We start from the raw sequence: 25091 nt of genomic DNA, 5'->3' as shown, positions 1-25091 counted from the left end.
TTAAGTCTAGTAAATTAAAAAGGGACATGGCTGTCCCAATTTTAATTATTTCCCAAAACATCTCCTATGCCTTGATTTATTGACTTTAGTGCCCCATCTTTGTCAAGGTGGCTTGCAAAAATTCTCGATAATTTTATTGAATTTCTATAGTTTTCATCTCCCAATTCATGTTGGCATAAAAATTTCAGATAATATAAAAATGCAAACATCTCGCTATGATTAGAATATTTTGCAAAAGATATAGCTTCGTTAATTTTTTCTAAGCCATTAAGAGAATCCCTCTCTATATCCATGACATTAACAAGTGAGTAGTAGGCAATTAATTTTATAAGACTTTCGTCGTTTTTATCTATTATGGATGATAAAATCTCTTTCCTATCAATATTTTTAAAATAAGCTTTATTATTACAAACATTTATAAGAAGTCTTGCTTCTAAAAAGCTCAAATCTCTAGTTAGTATATTGTTTTTATTTATCCTAGCGCTCGTGATATCCTCAAACTCCTCTGTTAAACTAAGTAAAATTGGAGTTTTTAAGGATTTTATAAAAAGCTTCATTAAGGCTAGTTCATAGTCTTTTCCCTTAAAATTATGATCCTTTTCTAAAATATCGACTTTCTTTTCTAATAATAGGATTTCCTCCCTGGATTTAAAGCTAGAAAGAATGTCAAAACTTGATAGAAGTTCCCTATATAAATATTGGGATTCATAGATATCTTTTATGTATAAATCAACTATGTCAGCATCAAGACTTGCTGATAATTTTAGGAGAGTGTCAATGCTCGGTTCCTTTATTAGGCCATTTTCTATCCTTGATATGGACCTGCGGCTGATTCCTGATAAAAATGCCAAGTCTTCCTGGCTAATTCTTTTGTTTTCCCTGATTTTTGTAAGGTCATTTCCAAATTTATATATAGACATAGAACCTCCTTTCGTTTTGACTTATATCATACCACCTTAACTTGATAGCTACATTAAAATTAGTCATATAAAAAGACCTCATTTTATCCGAGGTCTCCTTAAATTTCTCTTATAAGCTTTTTATCATCACCTATTTTAGAGTATTCACCTAATCATAGAGCTTCTTAACTTAGTAAAATTGATCCTTATTTACTACAAGCTCAAGCAACATGCATTTATATAGTAACTATTAAATCTATAAATCCCCTTATTTTACAAAACCCATAGATAGGAAAACTTAACAAATATAAAAACAAAAATTATTGCTATTATCACTAAAGCTACCAGTGAATAAATTTTCTCCTTTTTGTTTAAATCAGACAATAAGATTTTTAAAAATAACGTCACTAAAAAAGCTCCTACAAAAACTGACCTATACTCTTTTAATTTAAATATATCAAATATAGATAAAAGAATAAGTGCTGTTAATGCTATAGATATTATGTTGACTATCTTTAATTTATTTGTATTTTCTTGCATAATTTTGCTCCGTATAAATATTTACTTTTTAGAACTTAGTCACACCCACAATTGTTTTTGAAGTTCTATACGCTACATTATGTTTTGATCCCCTACGCCTTATATGTCTTACCTTTTTTATCTTAAATATAAGACCATGCTCAGTTGACTTATTGGCCAGATGATTATTATAATACCTTACAATTTCACTAATCACAACAGTTACACCACCAGCTCCTTCTAGTCCTGGTACATAAGACATAACAAGACCAACTAGGCTAGCAACATCAATCTTATCACCTAGGGAATCACTTATCTGCTTATAGGTAAGCCTTTTTGTCTCATAAGTTGTTTCTACCCTATAAAATGATAAATCAGCTGGCAAATCTATTGTTTTATTGGTGATTGTAGAATAGAGGGTATTATCTTTAAAATTCGCAATTAATTGATTTTTTTCTCCAGTTTTACTATCAGTTATTGTTACGATTCTTTTATCACCTTCATCTTTAATTTCTATATTATTTAATATACTCTGGTTTGTAACTTTTGTTGAGCTTTGAGTTATCGAATTGATTTTTATATCATCTTTATTCATTCCAATATTACATTGGCTAGCAAAAGCTTGGCCAATTGGGCTAGCTAATATGCTAGCACTTAATAAGCAGGCAAAATATTTTGTTTTTTTATTTTTCATAAGTTTCTCCTTTACTATTCAAATAATTTGCATATAAACTTTACAAGCAAATTAAAATATTCAAAGTGACATCCATGTCACTTTTTTATAATTAATTCAACTATATAATATTACAAACGATATTAAAAGGAGTTGCTTTATGAAAAAAAATATATTACTTCTAATTGCAATATTATTAACACTAAACGTTAGTACTTCTTATGCTAATGATAAAAAAGAGTCTACTATAATAGAAATTAAGTCATATAAAAATTTAAAATAAATCTTTTATAAAAACCCATTAAAACAATAATTAAATGTTTTAAATTACTTCAAATTTTTATTTTGAAAAAATTTATTAAATTTAGGATTTATTGATTTAGTTATATAAATTTATATAATTAATCTCCAAAAACAATTTTGGATTTCTTGTCAATAATTTTTGATAACATACAATTATCTAAATGTGATGAAAACATATTTGCACAATTAAGTGAATTAATATATCTGTCATCTCCTATTTCATAAAAACACAAAAATTTTAAGTAATATAAAAGAGCATATGAATTAATAATATGATTATCTATAGCATACTGTATCGATTTATCCGCCAATTCTAAGGCTTCCTTAGATGTCCCATTTACATACATTCTATTTATAAGAATATTATATGCCATTATAACTATAATAGGTTTGTCTCTTTTTGTAATTAAATTATTCAGAATATCTTCTCTTTCTATTTCCTTATAAGATTTATTTTTATTACAAATATTAAGCAGCAATCTAGCTTCTAAAAAACTCAAATCCTTAGTCAGCAAATTATTTTTGTTAAGCCTAGTAGATGTAAGGTCTTCAAATTCTTCCTGTAGGCTAATCAGGATGGGTGTTTTTAAGTTTTTTATAAAAAGCCTCATTAGAGCTAGTTCATAGTCTTTTCCCTTGAAATTTGGGTCAGCTTCTAATATATTTAACTTTTTTTCTAAAAGAAGGATTTCTTCCTTAGGTTTAAAACCGCATAGAATGTCAAAGCTTGATAGAAGGTCCTTATATAAGTAATGGGATTCATAGATATCTTTTATGTATAAATCAACTAGATCAACTTCTAGGCTTGCTGATAATTTTAGGAGGGTGTCGATGGTCGGCTCTTTTATTAGGCCATTTTCTAGCCTTAATACGGACCTGCGGTTTACTCCTGAAAGATGCGCCAAGTCTTCCTGGCTAAGTTTTTTATTTTCTCTAATTTTTATTAAATTATTTGCAAATTTATATATAGACATAGTGTCCGTCCTTACAAAAAGAAATCCTGCTTACTTTGGGCAAGATTTCTTTCTTATATTACTTATTAAAATTATCAAAACAATCGCTAATACCAGGCTTGTGACAATTGAGCCTTCTAGGCCAAAGTCTGCTCCTGAGATTAGGGGACTTCCCTTAAGGGTGGTTTTAAGTATGTTTGCTCCGCTTTGGCTAAAGCCTGAGACAGCTACGCCGTATATATTGGCCATGGTCATGTTCCAAAAGGAGTGGGCCCCAGCTGAAATATATATTGAGTCTTCCTTATAAAATAATAAGGAAAATATCATTCCAATTAAAAATATATTTATAAAGGCCATAGGGCTAAAGCCCAAGTTTCCCAAGTGGAGGATGGAAAATATTAGGGAGTTTGCGACCATTGCAAGGATGATTTTGCCCCTTCCTGCCATTTGGTTCATTAGGATTGCCCTCATTAGAAATTCTTCTTCAAAACCTTGAATCATCCAGGCTGGGATGAAGATTAAAAAGAGCTTTATATTAAGGTCTGTCTTGTTTGTTACTATTTCTGCAAAGCCTAATGATTTTAAGATTAGGGCTATGAGGCTTAAAAGTGAAAATCCCAGCAGGATGCCCTTGGCATAGGAGATAAATTTCTTATCATCTACGAGGCCTAGGGAAATTTTATCTCTTTTTAAGACTTTCCTTGCAAATATATAGGCTAAAAATAGGGTGAGTGCGGTTGAATAAATTATTAGCAAGAAGGACATGTTATTTGTGTCCATGTAGGTGAAAAAATCATCTATGACCTTGATATTTTTCCCAAGACCTCCTATAAGACCTAGGATATATTGGGGAATTATGATAAGAATTGACAATATTAGGGTGATTAGGACCGGATTTAGGTCACGGGCTTCTTCTTTTGTTCTCTTAATTGATCTATTTGCTTTCATTGACTAAATCCAAGGCTCCGCCTATTATCCCATTTATAAATTCTCTTGATTCGTAGATATCATAGCCAAAGAGTTTTTTCTTTAGAAATATCTTGGCATCGGTGTTTTTAAGCTTGGCATCTGATGCTGAGAGCTTTCTCATATATTCTTCGTGCTGGTTGGCTTCTTCTATGTTTTTGACCTTGTCAAATTCCTCTACATAGTTCACATTTGATATCCTTAGACTTATTTCCTTGCCCCCGTCTATATCTAATTTATTTAAAACTTTTATATCAAGATTTTTGAAATTATTTTTTATAAAGTCTTCTTGTTTGACCTCATCTTCTGAGTAAGATTTTTTGAGCACGTCAAAAATCAGATCGATCCTATCCATGTTTTCTTTCATGAAGAGTTCATCGTCGCTTTTGATTGCTGATTCAATTCTTGCCACAGTCCTATCTACATTGTGGCTTATGGACCTTGCTATAAAAAACACACTTGCTATTAGGAGGATAAATATTAAGATATAAGGGCCAAAGGTCCTTCTTTTTCTTTTCTTCTCCCTAGCTTTTCTACGCCTGGTCCTATCTACTCTTTCCCTAGAAGGGGAAGGTCTTTCACGTCTGTCATGTCTTTGTCTTGTTGTATCTCTTGCCATAATTCCTTCCTTTTATTTATTATACCATTTACGATGAATTTATGATATGATAATAGTATGAAGTATTTTAAAAATAATTTTGCAGCAAGCTTTACGATTCTTGCCCTTATCGGGCTAATTTTTAAGGCTTTTCTTGCAAAAGCTCTTGTAATTGATGAAAATTTAATAGAAAGGACTCTCACATCCCTAACCGTCGCCTATCTAGCCTTTAAGATTTCCTTTATTGATACAAAAAAGGTCTTTATCATGTTTATCCCTCTCATTTTTTATAGCCTGGTCATGGCTTTTGTTGTAAATGGGAGAAGTTTCGAAAAAATCCCTGCCGATCTACTTAAAATTATCACAAGCATTTACAGGTTAATGATCATGATGGGTGGATTTTTTATCCTGGAGCTTATCATAAATCAAATTCTTGGCAGCTCTATCACACCTTATCTTGCAGGACTTTGTCTTGTGATTTTTTTCGCCATAATTTTTATTGGAAGGCTCGGTGGCCTTAGTCCTTATAAAGATTATTTCCTATATTTTAGCTTTTATCTAATGGCTATTAAGGTTAGATCTGCATCAAATATCAGACCAATCCTTTTAGTACTTGCCCTAGGCCTTGTGGCTGGTGAATTCTACCTGAAAGAAAGGTTGGTCAAAGTCGACTATGGCTTTATGCTTACAATTTTCCCTCTGACCTATCTAGCCCTTAAAACCATTAGCAAGGAAGAGGCTATGGGCTTTAGTGATTATCTTATCTTTGGATTAATTTATATATATCCAGCCCTCTTTGTGATAATTAAGGCAAGGATGCCTATAGAGGATATTGGAATTCTAATAATTTCAATCCTTGCCTCCTACATTATTGCTGAAGCTATTTACAAGATAAAAAATAAATACCTTTCCTATTTGCTTTTAGGAATTGATTGACATTGCAAGCTTTATAGGCTTGCTTTTTTATTTTATCTCCCAGGCTACTGTCACTTCTCCCCTTAATCTTCTCCATGAAATATTATCAAGGGTATTTCTTCTCATATTATAAGGGTCATTTATGAGGAAATGGTCCTTTTGGTAGGAATCTACAACCATGTAATGGCCTGAATTTATAAAGGATCCTGCCCCTACCCTTACAACTATGGGATTATTTTTAAGGGCCTGAACGAAGGCGTCTTTTTGGACTGGTATGTCGTAGGATTTAAGGCCGTAGGCTTCGACTCCTTCTATGAAATATTGCCAATCAGTCCCATCCCAAGATGAGTAGTCACGGGCTACTGCCATGGTGTTGGTTGGGTAGATGTCGTTGGTATTAAGCTTTCTATTTAGGACCATGGCCATGGCTGTTGGCCCACAACCAAAACCTGCCATGGTACCTGTTGCGTAGGCTCTTTTTGCCCAACGCCCATCTTTCTGGTAAAAATAAGGGGTCTTTCTCATAAGATTTTGAGAAAAGCCTGGCTTAAATTCACCATTAGTCCCCCTACTTAGGTTTGCATGAGCCACATCATATTGATAGATAGCCTCGCCCTTATCATTTATTTTATAAAGCTTGTGATTAAAGACCTTCTCTGTATTTCTAAGTAGCCTTAGACTTCTTTCGTGGAAGGCGTACTTTTTGCCAGAAATTTCTACCAAGCCCTCAGCAGGCTTGCCATCTTCAAAAAAATACCTATCCCCAACCCAGCCCCTGGCATAAGACCCATCAGTCTTAGTCGCTTCGCCAAATTTATTGAAATAATAATTTTGCCCATTAAAGACCCTATTTTTCTTCCTAAAAATTGACCCATTCTCATCAAAACCATAGGTGATATTGCCAATAGTTTTTAGGCCCTTGGCATATCCTGTTTGGGGGTCGTAATAGCCAAGCTTACCATTAAAATAATCCCAACCGATGTAATGGGCCTTTCCAGATTTATCAACATGGATATTTTCACTGGCGATTGTCATATTTTTGACCATTTGACCAGTCTTTTTGTCAAAATACCTGCGGACCTCGCCTGTATCTGTCAAGCCCTTGGCAAGGGTGCCATCAGGATTTTTATAATAAATATCTTCCCTAGTAGGTTCTTCTTCATTTAGAGTAGGAGCCTGTTCTTTTTCATCACTTGTGCTTGCCTGAAATTCCTCAAGAAAAGCATCTAAATCAGAATCATCATAATAAATAATATCAGCAGCAAAGGCTGTGTTAAAATTCATAATTCCTGCTAATATTAAACTTAACAATAAAACCTTCTTTTTCATTTTTTCTCCATTTGTAATTAAAATTTTCGCTTATAAAAATAAACCTAATGATTTCATTTTACATAAGTTTATTATATCAAATAAGGCAATCTTTGGGCAAAAAAATCCCGGCTCTTGCCGGGAAAAAAGTTATTAAGGGGTTTGAGTTTTTACTTATTGCTTGCTTCTTTTGCAGCTTCGATGTTTTTCATCAATTTTTCTTGTTGGTCCTTGTTTGCAATTGCTCCTACTACATCATCTCCTATGACATTGCCATTTTTATCTACTACTATTGTTGTTGGGTAGGCAAAAATATTGTCGATGAATTTTTTGATGTCGCCTTCTTGTTTTACGCCTAGAGCTTGGTAGGTTGGCTTATTTTCTTCGATTATTCTCTTGTAGGCTGCCTTTGTTGAGTCATCGTATTCGCTGTCTGTGCAGAGGGTTACGAAGTTTACTTTTTCATCCTTTTTGAATTCATCTGCTAGCTTATTTAGCTCTGGCATTTCTTGTATACAAGCAGAACAACCTGTAAACCATAGGTTGATGACTGTTGCATCATATTTTCCTAAATCTTCATTGGTAAATTTCTTACCTTCTTGGTCTGTCGCTTCAAACTTGCCTAGGTTTGTTGGTCTTTGGCTTGGGTCTACATCTTCGATTTCTGTAGTTGTATCTTTTGTTATTTGAGCTCCTTCTGGCATTTGTCCTTCTGGAACTGCCATTTCTTGGGCTTGTTCAGCTCCCTTATCTTTAGCTTCTTCTTTTGGTGCGCTGTTTCCACATCCTGCAAGTACTAGAACTAGGGCTAAGGCTCCTAGGCCTTTTTTGATATTATTTTTCATCTTTTTCCTCTTTCTTTTTGATATTTAAAAATTCGCTTGTGATTGCCTTTGTTGGACAAGCCTTTAAGCAATCGCCGCATCTTATACATTCTAAGTGACTGGTTGACTGTCTTATATCCACATCCATCTTACAAACTCTAGCACACTTGCCGCAATTTATACACTTATCCTTGCTTAGTTCCAATTGATAGAAGGAAAACTTGTTGAACAAGGAATAAAAGGCTCCAAGTGGGCAAATCCACTTACAAAATGGTCTAAAATATATGATTGATAAGATTATTGTAATTATTAATATTACAAATTTCATCCTAAATAGCGGGCCTAGGGCCATCCTTAGGTTGGCATTTCTGCTTGCTAGAGGAAGGGCTGCTTCCATTATGCCTTGGGGGCAAATATATTTGCAGAAATAAGGGGGAACCACTTCGTATTTTCCCTTCAAGGCAAAGCCTACAAATATTAATAGGCTAGTTAGGATTATGTATTTAATTGATCTTAGGACCTTTAGTTTTTTGGTGGAAAATTTCTTTGTTGGTATCTTATAAAATAGGTCCTGGAAAAATCCAAAAGGACACAAGAACCCACATATAAGCCTACCGACCATTATACCAAAAAACATCATAAGGCCCATCACATAAAAGGAGACCCTGTACTTGGCTGAGCCAATTACAGCTTGCAAACTTCCTATAGGACAAGATCCTGCAGCACCTGGGCAGGAATAACAGTTAAGACCTGGCAGGCAAATTTTCTTGCCAGGCCCCTGGTAAATCTTTCCCTTTAGGAAGTTGGGTAAGTGGAAGTTGTGAGCTAGGGTTGATAGGGCTTGGATAATCATTCTCTTTGTATTTTTTACTCTATCCAATTCCTATACACTCCAAACATAAGTTAATTGCCTTCATAAAGACTGTGTCGGCCTCTTTTCTATAAAGCCCGTAGCCAATGAAGGCAAGGCTTAGGGCTAAGATAGCCAGTGATTTTTTATATTTTTTCATTTCTCACCTTCCTTAATCATGATAACATAGGCCTTGTTAAGTTATGATAAAGACCTAGGGATTTTTATAATAAATATTGACCCGCAAGGCTCGTTTTCCTTGATATCAATATCTGCCCTTAGCATATCAGCTATGGTTTTTGAAAGGGAAAGGCCAATACCATAACCCTCGCTTCCCCTAGAATTATCTACCTGGTAGAAAAGATCAAAAATCCTAGCCTTATCAGAATCGCTTATGCCAATGCCTGTATCCTTAACCAAAATCCTTATCTCATCGCCTGATTTTTCCCCGCTGACCTTGACAGAACCGCCTTCCTTATTATATTTGATGGCATTATCAATAATATTGTAAAGGAGCCTCTGCATGAGGGAGTCATCGCTTATGATATCTAGGTCTAAATTCTCATAGGCAAGGCTTACCTTTTTATCACTTGCCTTATCTTCTAAGTCCAGGATTATCTCATCGACCAAGCTCTCTAGGGAAAATTTGCTAAGCTTAAGTTGGGACTTCTTCCTCAAGGATAAAATCGCATCAACAAGGCCATTTAACTTGTCTACATTGTGTTCAAGGACCCTTACCATCTTCATAGAATCTTCTGTGTGGATTTTTTGCTTGTAGACATCAAGCTGGCTTTTCATAACGGCAATCGGAGTCCTCAGTTCGTGGGCCACATTTGAAGAAAAATCCTTCTGCCTCTTGTAATCTGCGTAAATTTTCCTAAGCATCTTGTCAAAACTTTGGGAAAGCTCGACAATCTCTGTCGATGTAGAATCAACTAGGGCCAGATTTTCAAAGCTTTCTGGCTTATCTATATCCACATCGCTTATCTTTTCCTGGAGATTTTTAAGGGGTGCCAAGATTTTCCTGATAATTAGGGCAAAAACAAAGGATCCAACTATAATTACACCGGTAATTATAAAGAAAAGATAGATTTTAAAATCGCTGGTAAATTGGAGTTTGGACGAATCCACAAAAAGGACAACCGAATGGTCTCTAAAGGGCAAATTGGTCTGAAACTCCTCCATCACAGCATCTATAACCATGGACTGCTTGCGATTTACAAGATACATGACTACAAGGAGCATGACTATAAAAATTATTACGACAGATGCTATGAGTTTAAAAATTATCGAATCATAAAACTTCTGTTTCATGGATACGATAGCCCCTGCCTATCACATTTTCAATCAGATTCTTCCCGCAAACCTTCTTGATTTTCTTCCTTAAAGATGACATATGAACCCTAACCGAGTTTGAAAATTCATCCACATTAGAGTCCCACACATGCTCGATAAGCTCTTCAGTTGGGACAAAACGCTCAGAATTTAAGAACAAATATTCCAAAATCCCTGTTTCCTTGCTGGTAAGGCTAATAGGGTTGCCCTGATAGGAAGCCTCTCTCTTAGCCGTATCAAATACAAGTCCTGCTATGGCAATCTCACTTTCAGTGTGAACTTGCTTGCGCCTAAGCTGGCTTCTCATCCTGGCATCAAGCTCCTTAAGGGCAAAAGGCTTGGTCATATAATCACTTGCCCCAAGGTCAAGTCCTGCCACCCTATCTTCTATATCAGAACGGGCTGTAAGCATGATGATTGCAACTTCCTTATCAAAAGACCTGATAGATTTTAAAACCTCAAAACCATCCTTAACAGGCAAATTCACATCAAGGATGATGATATCATAATTTTCTACATAAGCCATATCAATGGCAGTATCTCCATCGCTTGCCTTATCAGTCGCATAGCCCAAAAGATTGAGCCCTTCGGCAACAGAATCAAGCAAGTCGAGTTCATCTTCAACAATAAGAACCTTCATAAAACCTCCTAACTTTCTAGTATAATTATATCAAATCCTTGTTAAATTTAGATAAAGTTTAGCAAATAAAAATGGCTTGCTAGATGTAAAATCAAGTCAAAAGACCTATTTACGTGCTAACAAGTCATTTAAAATAAATTTTAATCAACCCACTCCAAAATCAGTGATTTCAAATAAGATATCAATCTTTGGATCATCTTCAAGATACCTATACTTTTCGACAAACCAGCTAACCAGGTCTTCATCCCTCTTTATAGGTGTGGAATTATTCATAAAAATATTGACAGTAGCATGGGAAAATTCCCTAATTATCTCCATATCCCTATCAATCATCTCCTTAGTCTGGCCCTTAATTCCAACCATCACGCAAGGAGAATCAAAATATTTCTTAACCTGTCTATAATCTGTAAAGGTCGCACCCTTTCTAAGGATCTTTTCCCTAAAGTCATTGTCAAAAGTCTCAACGCCAGTCTTAAAGGTAATAGGAATTTTAAAATAATCCCTAATCTCATCTAGCCTATTCCTATAAATCCAATGGGCCTCAAAAAATAAGTGCTTGATATTTTTAGCATCTACAATCCTCTTTATCTCAGCAAGAGTAGCATCAGTTAAGTCAAAAACCGATGCTGAATCGATGACTTCTAGGACCCCATACTCTCCGGTCACATTTTTTAAAACCTCAAAATTGACCTCATCAATCGCTTTTTCATCGACTTCATTGTCATCTATATAATCACAAAAGCTACACTTGCCCCACTTGCAAGGCCTAGCCTTTAAAAGAACAATCTCCCTTTTAGTCTTATTCGTAATCTTTGAATACCTATTGATAAAACCACCTCCCTAAAATTTCCTTCAAATCTTACCTGGATTCTACCACAAAAATTAATATATACATAACCCTCATACAGAAAAAAGGAAAATTTGCTTAAAACCTGCAATCCTTGGGTATAAAGTAAAATAAGACGATGAAAATTGAAGGAGATAGAATGAAAAATAAAAAATTAATAATGATGCTAGCAGCAGGCCTAGTCCTTAGCGCTTGTGGCAATCAAGCAGCAAAGCCAGCTAATGATGGAGCAAAAGAAGTAAAACAAGAAGAAAGCCAAGTAGCAGAAAATAATGATGCAGTAAAGGAAGTAGCAAATGATGCAAACACAGCTGCAAAAAATCCAATCCCAGCCACAGAAAAAACACTAGAAGAAGCAATCGACGCTTTTTATGCCCACTATAAAGATGAGGCAATCGAGCTAACAAGTGCAGAACTTGACGAAGAAAATGGCAAATATTGCTATGGCGTAAAGGGTTTTAAAGATGGTCAAGAATACGAAGCCGTTTTAGATGCCAATACTCTTGAAATCATCAGCGAAAAAACAGAAGCAGAAGATGACACAAAGGTAATGGCTATAGATAGAAAAGCTATAATAACAGGCAAAGAAGCCATGGAAAAAGCCCTAGAAGGTCAAGCTGATAGTGTTTATATTAAAGGCTATGAACTAGAAGTAGAAAATGGCAAAGCAGTCTATGACATAGACCTAGAAAATGCAGAAGATGTAAGAATTGATGCAGCGACAGGTGAAATAATCAAATAATTTTATAAATAGGCCTTCGGGTCTATTTTTTTATTATCATACTTACAAATCTTAAAACTTTTGTAAGAAATATTGAACTTTTCTAATATCTGGTATAATATATTTAAGAAAACAGGAATTCCTTTTTTGAGCTAATATTATATAAGAGGAGTAAAATATGAAAATCAAAAATTTAAGCCTAATTCTTTTAGCAAGCCTTATTTTAGGAGCCTGTGGCAATAAAGATGCAAAGCCAGTAGAAGATGCCAAGCAAAAACCAAGCCAGGTTGAAGATACAAATACAGGTGTAAAAGAAGTTTCTGAAGATGATAAAAAAACTGATGACACAGATAAAGAAAAAGCTCCTGAAGTGGCCATGAATATGGAAGACGCAGTCAAAATTTTCCACGAACATAATTTCGGAGATGCATCAGCTGATTCTTTTAATTTCGATAAAATTAAGGTAGAAATCTTAGATAAGGATATAATCTATAGCATTGAAGGTTTTAAAGATGGCAAAGAATACCAGCTTAAGATAAACAACAATGGCAAAATTTTAGAAGAAAAAATCGAAGATGACGACGATAAGAAAAAACTTGCCATAGATTTTACTAAGATAATTTCTGGTGAGGACGCCTGGGAAAAATCCCTAGAAGGCCAAGCTGAAGATGTTAAAGTCAAAGAATATGAACTAAAAATTGAAGACGGCAAGGTTGTCTACGACATAGAGCTAGATAATGGCAAGGACGTAAAAATTGACGCCACAACAGGCGACATAATAAAAAGAGACTAAATTCTAAAATTAATAGGCCCAAATGGGTCTATTTTTTCGCTAAAATCAAAGCAAACCAATAAAAATTGATAAGGCAAAGCTATTTAGTATAATCTCAATAACAAAGAGATTCTTATGGAGATATAGATGAATAAAAAAGTGTTAATAGGTTTATTAGCCTTTGTTTTCTTGCTAACGGGATGTAATAATACAAATAAGGAAAATAGTGAAGCAGGTATAAGGCAAGTTGAAAATAAAAATACGAAAATTTCCAAAATAAAAAAGAAACCTGTCCCAGATTTTGCAAAAAGCTTAGATGACGCCCTAAAAATATTCCACAACCACAACTTTGGTGAGACAGACATGGATTCAATAAATATAGATAAAATAAAAATGGAATTTACCAATGAGCTTTTCATCCTAAATATTGAGGGATTTAAAAACGGAAAGATATATAAGCTAAAAATCGATGACAATGCCCAAATCCTAGAAGAAAAAATCGAAAAAGACACTACCAATAAAAAACTCGCCCTAGACTTCAAAAATATTATTTCTGGCGTTGATGCAATGGAAAAGGCCCTAGAGAAGCAAAGTAAAGGCGCTTGGGTAAAGGGATACGAGTTAAAAATCGAAGATAAAAAGGCAGTTTACTACATAAATATAGCAGAAGGCAGAGATATAAAAATCAACGGGTCAACGGGAGAGATAATAAAATAGACTAAAAAATCCTGCTACAATTTAATTGATTTATCAAGTCTAAAAAGCTTTTGATATAGAATAGACATTAAACTCTATAATTTGTAAAACATAGGCCTTTTGGTATAATACTAATGTTCAAAGCTTTTATAAGGGGGAAAATATGAATAAAAAAATACTAGCTCTACTTCTAGCAACAAGTTTTGTTTTTGCTGGATGCAATGGTGAAAAAGCTAATACCAAAGAAGAAACTAAAGTTGAAGAAAAAGCAGAAGCTCCTGCTGACGATAATAAAGAACAAGCTACTGATCAAGCAGATGACAATAAAGAACAAGCTACTGATCAAGCAGATGACAATAAAGAAAAAACTACAGCTGAAATGGTCATGCCAGATAACAAGGTAACACTAAAGGCTGCAAGCTACAAATTTGAAAGCCACGTAGGTGGCGCTCCTTACAATCTTACAGAGGTAAGCTACGAAGTTGAAGATGGAGAGGCTTACTATACCTTTGAAGGCGAGAAAAATGGTGATGAATATAAGCTAAAAGTAAATGCCAACTCAGCAGAAACAACAGAAGCTGAAATGGAAAAGGGAGCAGATAAGGAAAACCCAGTAGACCTAGGCAAGGCCATCCCACCAGAAGAAGCCATGCACATAGCCCTAGAATCAAACGGCGGCGGAGAAATAAAAGAATGGAAACTCTATAACGACGGCGAAGGCGAAAAATACAAATTTGAATTAAAAGATGGCAAGGAAATCATTGTTAATGCTATCAATAAGAAGGTAATGTAAATCCTTGATTTATTCTAAAAAATTCAACCAATACAAAAACCAGAGCTTAAATTACTTAGCTCTGGTTTTTGTATTGGTTGAAATATTAATTGATTATAAATTATCTAGAATATATCAAACTTTTTTAGATATGGAAATTGTCTTATAGTCATAAGCTCTAATTATTGAATCTGTTTCTATTTCATTTTCTACAGCATCTAAATATTTTATTTCGTAATCTTCAAGCCCTTCGAACTTAAGATTCTTATCTTTATTTGTTGGGTTAGAATATCTTATTACAAAACCATCATCATTTGTAAAGGCAGGATATATTGAAGTCATTAATACATTATCTATATTTTCAAATAGTGAATACTCTCTTGGCAGTTCTAAATACTCAAAATCATACCATATCTTATTATCTAACCTATTTACAAATTTATTTAGTTCTTGTTTTTGGTAGCTTATATCTTGTGACAGCCTTAGCGCACTTTCTTTTGATATTAACTCCTCATCTATTGGTCCATCATTTACTAAAATGCCAAACTTATACTCAATTAATCCTATTTCTTCTGCTAATGGGGTTGGCATCATGATGTGACCAGCATTTGTTGTATCCCCTGAGGCCCTTCCAGGTCTCCACAATAAATTTGGTTTTCCAAGTTGATTAGTGGTTGATAATAATGTTATATCAATTCTATCCTCATTTTTTTCATATTCTTTCAAACCATTAGTAAATATGGTTACTGTTTGTTCTTCGTTAGTACAAGATACAGATTTATCCATATTGTATATATTAACTGGCTTTTCTTCATAAATATTTTTCCAATTTTCATCAATGATTTTATTATCATATTCATAGAATCCATTTTGAATTTGAGAATAAGAATTGCCACAATCACTATTAGTATTAACAGATAATCTTAGCCTATGAGAATATATAGTATTATCGAAGACTAAGTTAAACTTGGCATTTTCTCCTTCTATCAAGGTGATTTTTAACTCATAAGAAACTTCTTCCATTTCGTTATTACTTAATCTATTTTCTAGATTTTTCGGAAGTTTCTCACTTCCTCTAACCACCATGATCTTATAATCATCATATTCATAAACTTCAAAGTTTTCCCAAGATAATATTATCTCTTTATCTTCTGGTATAGGCGAGAAGTCATATGTATCTCCTCCATTTCCCATATCTTTTAACCTAATAAAATCTTTATATACATTTGATTCACAGATCATATCTATAGATCCATCATTGAATTCAAATCTATATTTACTATTTTCAATATAATTCTTACCTGTCACTTTTTGAAGATTATCTAAACTTGAATCTGACTCTTCAAAGCTAATTACTTTGTAGCCCATAGCTGGTAATTTACAATAGATTTTAGCTTTTATTTTATAATATCCATCTTCATTAATATATGTGTCACCATCAGAATTCCATAACTTTATATTGTTTCTACCTGGTATATACTCTTTATCTATAAGGATTGATTTTCCATGGTTTAAAAATCTTATATTTTCCTCTTTACTAATGAATTCTATTTCTTTATAGCCCTCAAAAGGGATTGGATCAGTATTAAATACTAATATTTCATTATATTCTAACTTTAATGATTCTGATATATATTTTTTAATATAATTTTCAACGCCATCAGCTAATTCATTTGCTTCTTTTATCCTTTGCAAAATATCTTTTGTAACATCATCCGATACGCATCCACCAATGCTATCGTGAGCATGGTTTTGAAGAATTTTTTTCCAAATTTCAACTATTATTTCAGTTGATAAATGGATACCTAAACTTTTTGCTATTACTGCTAAAGGCTCAATTCTTCTTATCATTTTTTGTTCAATATCAAAATTCTCTAATTTTAGAGGCATTCTTATTCCACCAATTGTACGGTGTATTCTAGAAAATCTAGGTGCTCTTAAGTCTCCTTCATATTCAACTAAAGAATCCTCTTCAATTAAATCATCTGCAAAAGATTGATAATCGCTTATTAATATTTCATAATCAGATAGTTCATTTAATTTTTCCACATATTCCTCAAAATTCGGTGTAATATTTTTTTGATCTCCACCTACAGGCATTAAAATGTTATTAAAATTTTTCCACTGACATATGAAATCCACATAATTTTTTATTCTTGTATTTGCAAAATAATCTGGATCTTCATAATCCTTTTTAAAAATAGCACCAATAGAATATCCATATGGGAAGCTTGCACCAACTACTTTTTTGCCGCTAAGTCCCTTCCAAATATAATATGGTGCATCAACATTAACACCATAGTCAATTCCCCTCCATGAGAAAAAGTTGTTTATTCCAGCATGATTTAATAGAGTAGGAAGTTGAGCATTAAAGCCAAAAGTATCCGGCAAATATCCACACATAGATGACCCACCAATTTTATTTGCTTCCCTAATACCAATCAATAGGTTTTTTAAGATAGATTCATCAGTAACTAATAAACAATCAGTTTGTGTATACCAAGGTCCGATGAACAATTGTTTATTCTCTATTAACTTCTTAACCCTTCCTATATCATTAGGATTACATCTTAAATATTCTTCAACTACAGACGCTTGACCATCTATCTCAAATTTCATATTTGGATTGTTTTCTAGTTCATTTATAACTTTCGAAAAAACTATATCGCTTAATACCAGTGAATCTTGGAGAGTAAAATACCACTCTCTGTCCCAATGAGTATGATTTACTAAGTGTATTTTTTTCATTAAGCTTCCTTCTTTTGACTTCTACCTTTTAAGAAATTAACTATTAGAGCTGTAGCAATACCACCAGCTGCTATAGATACTAGGTATAAAGGTATATTGTTAACAAATGGAATCGCAAAGAATGTTGCCATTGTTGTGGCATGAGTAATTCCAAATAGAGCATTCATACTACTTGATATAGCAGTACCAATCATTATGCTTGGTATAACTCTTAGTGGGTCTGCAACAGCAAATGGTATAGTACCTTCTGTAATTCCTACTATTCCCATTACTATAGCAGATTTTGCATTTTCTTTTTCAGAGTCAGAATAAAGTTTTGGTGCTAAAAGAGTAGCTAAGAACATACCAAATGGAGGTAGGCCTATTGCAATAAGCATAGCTGTACTTATAGCGTAGTTTCCATCAGTAAATGCTGCCATTCCAAAAGCATAGGCTATTTTATTTATAGGACCACCCATATCAAAAGCCATCATTGCACCGATTACAGCTGCTAAAATAGCATTATTTACACCAGAGAGTCCATTTAACCAATTAGAAACCCCTTCTGTCATCATTGAAATTGGAGTACCTATTACATACCATAAAAGCAAACCTGTTACGAAGGTTGTAATTATAGGGATAATAAATAAAACTTTAAGAGTTTGAACTCTAGCTGGAATAGGAATTTTCTTTAATTCTTGTGCTAGATAACCACATAGTAAACCAGTAATCATTCCGCCTAAGAATCCTGTTCCCATATTATAAGCTATAATACCAGTAACAAATCCTGGTGCTAAGCCCGGTCTATCAGCAATTGAAAATGCTATAAAAGCTGAAATCATTGGAACGATAAAATTCAAACCTGTTTGTCCAATCATTCTGAGAACTCCCCAGAATGTTTCTGTTTCATCCCAAACGCTTAAGCCACCAAATATAACAGCAATTGATGTTAACAAACCTGCCGCTGTTAAAAGTGGAATTAAATAAGAAACGCCAGTCTGTAAATGCCTTAAAATTTCCTTACCTTTATTTTTCATAAATTTTCCTCCTAATAATTAAAGTTCGCTTGTTGCCTTCTCTATAACTGATTTACCATCTTTAATTACTTCATTAGTGCCAAATTCATAAATTTTTTTACCATCAAATCTATCTCTTTCACTCACCACTGTATCGACAGCAAAAATCACTACGTCCGCTTGATTAATATCATCCTCAGATAGCTTATCTTCAAATCCCATTGCTCCTTGGGTCTCAACTTTTATTTCATGACCTAATTGCTTTGCAAATTTTTCTAGATTTGCCTTTGCCATATAAGTATGAGCTATTCCTGCTATACATGCACTTACTGCTACTATTTTCATTTATTACCCCCTAAATATTAATTGCTTCATATAATTGATCTAAACTTTTTGATTCTTTTATGGATGATATATAAGCATCATCCATCAATTTAGCTGATAAGTTCGCTAAAACCTTTAAATGTTCTGTTCCATCTCCATCCTTTATGGCCAATAAAAAAACATATTTTGTTTCTTCACCATCTAGGCTTTCCCAGTTAATGGGATTGATTAAAGTTGCCATTGCTATAGCTGATTTTTTTATAGCCTTGCTTTTTCCATGTGGTATAGCAATCCCATTACCAACTCCTGTAGTTATTTGGTTTTCTCTTTCAATTACATCTTCTAAAAATACATCAAAATCATTTAAATAACCGTTATCATCTAATTTCTTTGCTAGAGCTTTGATAGCTTCATACTTATTTTTAGCCTCTAGATTGTATATGATATTTGATTTTTCAATATAAGACACATAAATACCTCCCTTCATATTTTTTCATTTCTAAAATATCGCCCCCTTATATTACTTTTTGAAAAATGATATCTGATTAAGAATACCTTTTCCTGTTGCTTATATCATATATCAAATACTTATATTTGTCCTTATTCATTTCTTCCACAAGTTAAGTAGACTTGTGGAAGAAATGTAAATAATAAATAAGTAAAAAGATGATATAATAGGATTAAATGAGCTATTTATATCTAAAGAGAGGATGGAAATGAAAGAAAATAGAATTAAAAAGATATTTGAAATCCTAACCGATGATTTTAAAGCTTATACTGCAAACGATATTTCTAAATTTGTCGGGTATTCTAGTAAAACGATTAGGGAAGATATCAAAGAATTAAACTTACTTTTAAAAAATAACGGAGCACGTATTGAATCCAAATCAGGTGTTGGTTATAGGTTTATATTAAGTGATAAAAATAAATTCTATAGGTTTGTCAAAGAAGAATGGCCTAATTATGCCTTTAATGATGATCTGAACAATCAAGAATATAGAGTTAATCAAATAATTTTAACCTTGGCAAGAGAAAAATCTTATTTTAAATCTGATGAGTTTCTAGACTTATTATATATAAGCAGGTCTCAATTAAACCAAGATTTGAAAATTGTTAGAGAAATTCTATCTGAAAACAACATAAATATAATTTCTAAACCTCATTATGGAATGAAGATAGAAGCGCAAGAGATAGATGTAAGATCTTTTATTGTAAAATATATAGAAGAAAGTTCTAAATTTAATAGTAACATCTTACAAGAAGTTAGTAAAATAAGCACTTATAGAACTAATCAAATAAGTTCCTTTGTCCTAAATAAATTTAAGGAATATGGATTCGATACAAACCTCGTTAAATACAATAACTTTATTAACTATTTAATAATATCAATTTCAAGAGTGAATATGGGATTTTTAATATCTAATGATAATAAAAATGAACCAATTTATGAAAAATATTCATCAATATATAAATTGAGCCTAAGTATAGCAAAAGAAGCAGAAAAACTTTTTAATCTTAAGCTTGATAATAAAGAAATTGAGTACTTATATATAAATCTCCTTAGTAAAATAGATTCCTATATTCCATCAGAATATAACGAAAACATTGAACAAATCATTGAACGATCCTTAATGGCAATTAGAAACACCCTCTCTATTGACTTATCAAACGATACCGATTTAAAATCATCACTCACTATTCACCTAACACCAATGATTAAGAGAATTAAATACGGTATCAAACTTAAAAATCCTCTCTTAGATGATATAAAAAGAGATCACATAGCTATGGAATGTGCAAAACTCTGTGCATCCTATATTAACGATATTTACAAAATTAATATAAATCCAGATGAGCTTGGTTACATAGCCTTACACTTCAGCGCTTCCCTAGCTAAGATAAGGGATAATCTAAACAAAAAGAACATTCTTCTTATTTGTGCTAGTGGTAGAGCTACAGCAAGAGTGCTAAAGTATAGATTTATGCATGAATTTTCAAAATATATAAATATACTGGATACAAGTGACTATCTAATGGCAATAAGCATGGATTTAAGTTCATACGATTTAATAGTTTCAACAATTCCCATAAAACTTAAAACAGAGGTCCCAATTATAGAGGTAAGTGCTTATCTATATAAAAAAGATGTAGATAAAATCCTCATGGCTTTAAAAAGCGAAGAATCTATCCAAGAAATAAAAGATCTTTTTGCTAATAATATTTTCTTTAATCCTAACAAATCCAACAAATTCACTAGAGAAGAACTCCTTAAAGAAATGGTCGATAAAATTGATGTTATAATTGATAAGGAAATTTTTATTAGAGAATTAATTAGAAGAGAAGAATTTGCTAGCACAGGCCTAGAAAATAGAGTCGCTATTCCTCATCCTCTTAATCAAGTATTAGATGATAATTTCCTTGCTTTATACATTAGCTCAGACGAAATTGATTGGGACGGAAAACCAGTAAACATTGTATTTTTACTAAATTTAAATGATAAGGTAAAAAGATCCACTATTGAAAATTTTTATAAATATCTTAGCGATTTTCTAAATGATGACACTAGGATTTTAAAATCTATAAAATCATCTAACATAGATGATTTTTGGAAATTATTTTTTTCAAAATCATAAAATGACCTCTACAACTTGACTTAGAGGTCATTTTTTTAAATATTATATTTTCATATATTTTACATAGATTAAAACAAAAATTTTATAAAAATATTACTCAAAACTATTTTCATAAATATCAAAAAATCTCGATACAAATTTGGCTTGGTTCTTTTCTTCTGAAGTCCCTGTTTCTACCTGCCCTCCGTAAATTTTGTAGGCCTCATAGGATGTTTCGCTTAAATCTTCTAGGTCAAATTCTTTTTGGATTAGATTTATGCCAGCTGTGTATTTTTCTATAAGGGCCTGGTAGGCTTTGTGGGGGTCTTTGAATACTGCCATGCCTTCTTTATCTGCCCCTATTTCAAATCTCTGATCTATTTTTAAATATTTATCTATATCTACATTGCCCTTTATATTGCCTGTTCCTACTATATATTACTGGGTGGCCGGATTTTTGACTTTGCCTTGGGATGAGCAGGAAGCAAGTATTAAAATTAGGACTAGGATTTTGAATATTTTTTTCATAATATCCTCCTCATTTTTGTTAATTAAATAGTAACATTAAATCAGAAGAAATTTAATTACAAGTTTTGTAAGTATTTGAAAACTCCTAATCATCAAATTCCAAATAAGCACCCTTCATTGGACTTACTGAATGTTCCATCAAAATTTTGATGGCTCCCCTCTTGTATTTTGGGTCCTTTTTTTTATATTTTTTTCTTCTACTCTCCAAGATCTTTTCGACTTCTTCCTCACTACATTTTCCCCTATTTATTCCTATTATATTTAGCCTTCTTTCAGGGATATTTATTTCGATTATATCTCCCTCTTCTACTAGGCTAATAGGGCCTCCTTTGGCTGCTTCTGGGCTTACATGGCCTATGACTGGTCCAGTTGATGCTCCAGAAAACCTACCATCTGTTATTAGGGCTATTGATGCTCCAAGGTCCTTGTCTGATGAGATCGCTTCTGATGTATAAAACATCTCTGGCATGCCACTTCCAACTGGGCCTTCGTGCCTGATAAATACTGCTTCACCCTTGTTGATTTCTTTATTTAATACTGCTTTTAGGCATTCTTCTTCGCTATCAAAAGGCCTTGCGATAAGTTCTGCCACAAACATCTCTTTAGGACAGGCTGTATGCTTTATGACTGCTCCTTCTGGGGCTAGGTTGCCCTTTAGGACTGCGACTGACCCACCCACACTTATTGGTTTGTAATAAGGAAATATTATATCTTCTTTTTTGATATTTAGCTTAAATTTCTCATTGAATTTATCAAGAAGGCCCTGACACTTTTCAAAATATCCATATCTTTCTAAATCTTTTAGGTTTTCTCTGATTGTTTTACCTGTTATGGTCATCTCATCTAGATTTAGTAGGTCATAGCATTCTTTCATAACAGCTGGAAGGCCTCCTGCGTAATAAAATAATTCTGCAGGCCATCTGCCAGCTGGCCTTATATTTAGTAGGAAGTTTACCTTTCTATGGATTCTATCAAAGTCATCCCCATCTATTTCTATGCCTAGTTCGTGGGCTATGGCTGGAAGGTGCATCATGGCATTGGTTGATCCTGATATGGCTGCGTGGATTAGGATGGCATTTTCAAAGCTTTTCTTTGTTAAAATATTAGATGGCCTCATAGACTCATCGCCTGCTATTTCAAAGGCTCTAGCTCCTGCCATCTGAGCGTATTTTTTAATATCATCTCCTATGGCAGGTAAGACTGCACTTCCTGGTAGGGCAAGACCTAGGGCTTCTGCCATTATTTGCATGGTTGTGGCTGTGCCTATAAAAGAGCAGGCCCCACAAGATGGACAGGCCTTGTGCTTGGCCCAGTTTAATTTTTCTTCTGTAATTTCTCCTCTTTCATATTGGGCAGAATACATGCCAAGTTGCTCTAGGGTTAGCATTTCTGGCCCTGCTGCCATGACTCCACCAGGAAGAAATACAGCTGGCAAGTCTACCCTTAACATGCCCATCAAGGATCCGGGCGCTCCCTTATCACAAGATGCTACAAAAATTGCAGAGTCAAATTGTAGGGCACTTGCTTGAATTTCAATCATATTTGCAATCATCTCCCTACTGACTAAGGAATAATTTATCCCGTCTGTTCCCTGGCTTTGGCCATCGCACATGTCTGTGTAATAATATCTTGACCCAAATCCACCTTTATCGTAAATTTCTTTCCTAGCTATTTCAACCAAACTATCCAAATGTGCTGATCCTGGATGGGAGTCTCCAAAGGTTGAGCCTATGTAGATTTGAGCCTTAGATAGATCTTCAACTTCCCAGCCCATTCCTATTCTTAAAGGGTCAAGCTCAGGCGCTATTTTTCTAGATTCTTGTGATTTTAAGTTCATTTTTTCTCCTATTTATAATTTTAAAATGATTTTACATTGACTTATCACTATCAATTTTAAATTGTAATTGACATCTTCTACTTTTTACCATTATAAGGAGAAGATTGATTTTTTCAAGCCTGCTTTCAATTTCCTATAAGTAGGCTTGAAAAAAATTTCCACGCAAAAAGGCGAGGATATCCCCGCCTTTTAAATTTTTACTTATTTTTTGCCCTTCTTTTGAGAAGCTGCTTTTGCTTTTTCTTCTCTTCTCTTCTTCATTGAGTCGAAGATTCCATCTACTATGGCATCCATGTCTGGTTCTTTTGCTTTCTTTAGTGATGATACTATGTCTAAGCTTTCTGGTAGAACGTCCATTAGTCTTAGTTCTTCGTCTATGAATTTTTCCATTTTTTCTGCTGCTTGTGGAGCCCATGTTCCATTACCTATGATTGAGATTGCTCTGTTTTGTAGGTTTAGAGCTTTCATGTCTTCTAGGTAGTTGAGCATTACTGGATAGATTCCTAGGTTGTAGGTTACAGATGCTAGGACTATGTTTGAGTATTTGAAGCTTTCTGCTATTAGGGTTGATACGTGAGTGCTTGATACGTCTCTTAGGGAGATGTTGGTCATGCCTTTTTCACATAGCTTGCTTGCTAGGGCTTGGGCTGCAAATTCTGTGTTACCATACATTGATGCATATACGATTAGGACACCTTCTTCTTCTGGTTCGTAGGTTGCCCAGTGTACGTATTTGTCGATGATGTAGCCGAAGTTATCTCTCCATACTAGGCCGTGTAGTGGGCAGATATATTTGAGGTCTAGACCACCTGCTTTTGCTAGGGCCTTTTGTACGAATGTACCGTATTTACCTACGATGTTTGTGTAGTATCTACGTCCTTCGTCTAGGTAGTCTCTATCCCAGTTTACTTCGTCTGCGAATAGTCTACCGTTGTTTGCGATAAATGATCCAAAGGCATCTGCTGAGAATAGGACTTTGTCGTATGAATCATATGACATTAATACTTCTGGCCAGTGTACCATTGGTGCTTCTACGAAGGTGAATTCGTGTTTACCAAAGCTTACTGTGTCGCCTTCTTTTACTTCGATGTATCTATCGTCTACGTGATAACCAAATTGTCTCATGAACATAACTCCTTTTTCAGAAGAAATTATCTTTAGGTTTGGATATCTTTGTAGCATCAATTCTATTGATGAGCAGTGGTCTGGTTCCATGTGGTGAACAATCAAGTAGTCTAGGTCCCTGCCATCTAATACTCTTGCTACGTTTACCATGTATTCTCTTGTTATTGCCCAGTCAACCGCATCGATTAAAACTGTTTTTTCATCCATTAATAGGTAGGAGTTATAAGATACGCCTTCAGGTATTGGAAATATATTTTCAAATAAGGCAAGTCTTCTATCATCGCCACCTACATAATATAAATCATCTGTTACTTTTCTAACTGTATACATT

Annotated in this window: 28 protein-coding genes; 7 read left to right on the top strand and 21 right to left on the bottom strand. The window is 33.7% G+C overall.

Going from position 1 to position 25091, the window contains the following annotated elements; genetic code table 11:
- Positions 1-41 precede the first annotated feature (41 nt).
- The 3 genes from C8269_RS08680 to C8269_RS08670 all read right to left on the bottom strand — a co-directional run bounded on the left by C8269_RS08680 (position 42) and on the right by C8269_RS08670 (position 2112).
- The gene (locus C8269_RS08680) at positions 42-920 is read right to left on the bottom strand and encodes a helix-turn-helix domain-containing protein (RefSeq protein WP_106461325.1); all 879 of its coding nucleotides are present in this window, start codon (positions 918-920) and stop codon (positions 42-44) included.
- Positions 921-1172: 252 nt separating this feature from the next.
- On the bottom strand, positions 1173-1439 hold the full coding sequence (locus C8269_RS08675; protein WP_106461324.1) for a hypothetical protein: 267 nt from the start codon (positions 1437-1439) through the stop codon (positions 1173-1175).
- A gap of 28 nt (positions 1440-1467) precedes the next feature.
- Complete coding sequence (locus C8269_RS08670; RefSeq protein ID WP_106461323.1) at positions 1468-2112, bottom strand: hypothetical protein; 645 nt, start codon at positions 2110-2112, stop codon at positions 1468-1470.
- Positions 2113-2251: 139 nt separating this feature from the next.
- Between C8269_RS08670 and C8269_RS11085 the strand changes: the two genes are divergently transcribed.
- The gene (locus tag C8269_RS11085) at positions 2252-2374 is read left to right on the top strand and encodes a hypothetical protein (protein WP_265213392.1); all 123 of its coding nucleotides are present in this window, start codon (positions 2252-2254) and stop codon (positions 2372-2374) included.
- A gap of 118 nt (positions 2375-2492) precedes the next feature.
- Here C8269_RS11085 and C8269_RS08665 read toward each other — a convergent pair whose 3' ends face one another.
- From C8269_RS08665 to C8269_RS08655, 3 genes are read right to left on the bottom strand one after another with little or no spacing between them, the layout of a single operon-like run.
- Positions 2493-3368 carry a helix-turn-helix transcriptional regulator gene (locus tag C8269_RS08665; RefSeq protein ID WP_106461322.1) on the bottom strand — a complete coding sequence of 292 codons (876 nt, stop codon included), beginning with the start codon at positions 3366-3368 and terminating at the stop codon, positions 2493-2495.
- A 30-nt stretch (positions 3369-3398) separates the two neighbouring features.
- Positions 3399-4295: a CPBP family intramembrane glutamic endopeptidase gene (locus C8269_RS08660; protein ID WP_106461321.1), complete on the bottom strand. Its 897-nt coding sequence runs from the start codon at positions 4293-4295 to the stop codon at positions 3399-3401.
- The gene (locus C8269_RS08655) at positions 4282-4932 is read right to left on the bottom strand and encodes a hypothetical protein (protein ID WP_106461320.1); all 651 of its coding nucleotides are present in this window, start codon (positions 4930-4932) and stop codon (positions 4282-4284) included. Before C8269_RS08655 ends, C8269_RS08660 begins: the two co-directional genes overlap by 14 nt.
- A gap of 57 nt (positions 4933-4989) precedes the next feature.
- Here C8269_RS08655 and C8269_RS08650 point away from each other — a divergent pair, with 57 nt between their 5' ends.
- The gene (locus C8269_RS08650) at positions 4990-5847 is read left to right on the top strand and encodes a hypothetical protein (RefSeq protein ID WP_106461319.1); all 858 of its coding nucleotides are present in this window, start codon (positions 4990-4992) and stop codon (positions 5845-5847) included.
- Between the two features lie 27 nt (positions 5848-5874).
- Here the strand turns inward: C8269_RS08650 and C8269_RS08645 are convergent, their stop codons facing one another.
- The 7 genes from C8269_RS08645 to C8269_RS08620 all read right to left on the bottom strand — a co-directional run bounded on the left by C8269_RS08645 (position 5875) and on the right by C8269_RS08620 (position 11449).
- Complete coding sequence (locus C8269_RS08645; protein ID WP_106461318.1) at positions 5875-7155, bottom strand: C39 family peptidase; 1281 nt, start codon at positions 7153-7155, stop codon at positions 5875-5877.
- A gap of 149 nt (positions 7156-7304) precedes the next feature.
- Positions 7305-7979, bottom strand: coding sequence for a TlpA family protein disulfide reductase (locus tag C8269_RS08640; protein ID WP_106461317.1), 675 nt, complete (start codon positions 7977-7979; stop codon positions 7305-7307).
- Positions 7969-8838 carry a 4Fe-4S binding protein gene (locus tag C8269_RS08635; protein WP_106461316.1) on the bottom strand — a complete coding sequence of 290 codons (870 nt, stop codon included), beginning with the start codon at positions 8836-8838 and terminating at the stop codon, positions 7969-7971. Before C8269_RS08635 ends, C8269_RS08640 begins: the two co-directional genes overlap by 11 nt.
- Positions 8831-8968, bottom strand: a complete 138-nt coding sequence (locus C8269_RS10915; RefSeq protein WP_199792195.1) for a CD1871A family CXXC motif-containing protein — start codon at positions 8966-8968, stop codon at positions 8831-8833. The genes C8269_RS08635 and C8269_RS10915 overlap by 8 nt, the downstream gene beginning before the upstream one ends.
- Positions 8969-9009: 41 nt before the next feature.
- Positions 9010-10122 carry a sensor histidine kinase gene (locus tag C8269_RS08630; RefSeq protein WP_106461315.1) on the bottom strand — a complete coding sequence of 371 codons (1113 nt, stop codon included), beginning with the start codon at positions 10120-10122 and terminating at the stop codon, positions 9010-9012.
- Positions 10103-10783: a response regulator transcription factor gene (locus tag C8269_RS08625; protein WP_106461314.1), complete on the bottom strand. Its 681-nt coding sequence runs from the start codon at positions 10781-10783 to the stop codon at positions 10103-10105. Before C8269_RS08625 ends, C8269_RS08630 begins: the two co-directional genes overlap by 20 nt.
- A 144-nt stretch (positions 10784-10927) precedes the next feature.
- Positions 10928-11449, bottom strand: a complete 522-nt coding sequence (locus tag C8269_RS08620; protein ID WP_234025871.1) for a radical SAM protein — start codon at positions 11447-11449, stop codon at positions 10928-10930.
- 320 nt (positions 11450-11769) lie between these two features.
- Between C8269_RS08620 and C8269_RS08615 the strand changes: the two genes are divergently transcribed.
- The 4 genes from C8269_RS08615 (at position 11770) to C8269_RS08600 (ending at position 14612) form a co-directional block, all read left to right on the top strand.
- On the top strand, positions 11770-12372 hold the full coding sequence (locus C8269_RS08615; protein ID WP_158698401.1) for a PepSY domain-containing protein: 603 nt from the start codon (positions 11770-11772) through the stop codon (positions 12370-12372).
- Between the two features lie 157 nt (positions 12373-12529).
- Positions 12530-13144, top strand: a complete 615-nt coding sequence (locus tag C8269_RS08610) for a PepSY domain-containing protein (RefSeq protein WP_106461311.1) — start codon at positions 12530-12532, stop codon at positions 13142-13144.
- Positions 13145-13270: 126 nt separating this feature from the next.
- A complete protein-coding gene (locus C8269_RS08605) occupies positions 13271-13840 on the top strand; it encodes a PepSY domain-containing protein (protein WP_106461310.1) in 570 nt (189 codons plus the stop codon).
- Positions 13841-13982: 142 nt separating this feature from the next.
- Positions 13983-14612 (top strand): PepSY domain-containing protein, encoded by a 630-nt coding sequence (locus tag C8269_RS08600; RefSeq protein WP_106461309.1) that lies wholly within the window; start codon positions 13983-13985, stop codon positions 14610-14612.
- A gap of 114 nt (positions 14613-14726) precedes the next feature.
- Here C8269_RS08600 and C8269_RS08595 read toward each other — a convergent pair whose 3' ends face one another.
- From C8269_RS08595 to C8269_RS08580, 4 genes are read right to left on the bottom strand one after another with little or no spacing between them, the layout of a single operon-like run.
- The gene (locus C8269_RS08595) at positions 14727-17339 is read right to left on the bottom strand and encodes a glycoside hydrolase family 38 C-terminal domain-containing protein (RefSeq protein WP_106461308.1); all 2613 of its coding nucleotides are present in this window, start codon (positions 17337-17339) and stop codon (positions 14727-14729) included.
- The gene (locus C8269_RS08590) at positions 17339-18355 is read right to left on the bottom strand and encodes a PTS fructose transporter subunit IIC (protein WP_106461307.1); all 1017 of its coding nucleotides are present in this window, start codon (positions 18353-18355) and stop codon (positions 17339-17341) included. Before C8269_RS08590 ends, C8269_RS08595 begins: the two co-directional genes overlap by 1 nt.
- 18 nt (positions 18356-18373) lie before the next feature.
- Positions 18374-18679 (bottom strand): PTS fructose transporter subunit IIB, encoded by a 306-nt coding sequence (locus C8269_RS08585; protein WP_106461306.1) that lies wholly within the window; start codon positions 18677-18679, stop codon positions 18374-18376.
- A gap of 10 nt (positions 18680-18689) precedes the next feature.
- Positions 18690-19127, bottom strand: coding sequence for a fructose PTS transporter subunit IIA (locus C8269_RS08580; protein ID WP_158698400.1), 438 nt, complete (start codon positions 19125-19127; stop codon positions 18690-18692).
- Between the two features lie 247 nt (positions 19128-19374).
- On the opposite strand from C8269_RS08580, the gene C8269_RS08575 reads away from it, so the two are divergent.
- The gene (locus tag C8269_RS08575) at positions 19375-21291 is read left to right on the top strand and encodes a BglG family transcription antiterminator (protein ID WP_158698399.1); all 1917 of its coding nucleotides are present in this window, start codon (positions 19375-19377) and stop codon (positions 21289-21291) included.
- Between the two features lie 93 nt (positions 21292-21384).
- On the opposite strand, the gene C8269_RS10910 is transcribed toward C8269_RS08575, so the two are convergent.
- The 4 genes from C8269_RS10910 to C8269_RS08560 form a co-directional block, all read right to left on the bottom strand.
- Positions 21385-21612, bottom strand: coding sequence for a hypothetical protein (locus C8269_RS10910; RefSeq protein ID WP_199792194.1), 228 nt, complete (start codon positions 21610-21612; stop codon positions 21385-21387).
- Between the two features lie 96 nt (positions 21613-21708).
- A complete protein-coding gene (locus C8269_RS10905; protein ID WP_199792193.1) occupies positions 21709-21798 on the bottom strand; it encodes a lipoprotein in 90 nt (29 codons plus the stop codon).
- An 85-nt stretch (positions 21799-21883) separates the two neighbouring features.
- Positions 21884-23635: a dihydroxy-acid dehydratase gene (gene ilvD / locus C8269_RS08565; protein ID WP_106461303.1), complete on the bottom strand. Its 1752-nt coding sequence runs from the start codon at positions 23633-23635 to the stop codon at positions 21884-21886.
- Positions 23636-23836: 201 nt separating this feature from the next.
- Positions 23837-25090, bottom strand: a complete 1254-nt coding sequence (locus C8269_RS08560) for an FprA family A-type flavoprotein (RefSeq protein WP_106461302.1) — start codon at positions 25088-25090, stop codon at positions 23837-23839.
- Position 25091 lies beyond the last annotated feature (1 nt).

It is taken from the genome of Anaerococcus sp. Marseille-P3915, from assembly GCF_900258475.1.
Classification (GTDB): Bacteria; Bacillota; Clostridia; order Tissierellales; family Peptoniphilaceae; genus Anaerococcus; species Anaerococcus kampingae.
Note: the sequence above shows the minus strand (reverse complement) of the source record. Positions and strands in the feature narration are given on the sequence as shown.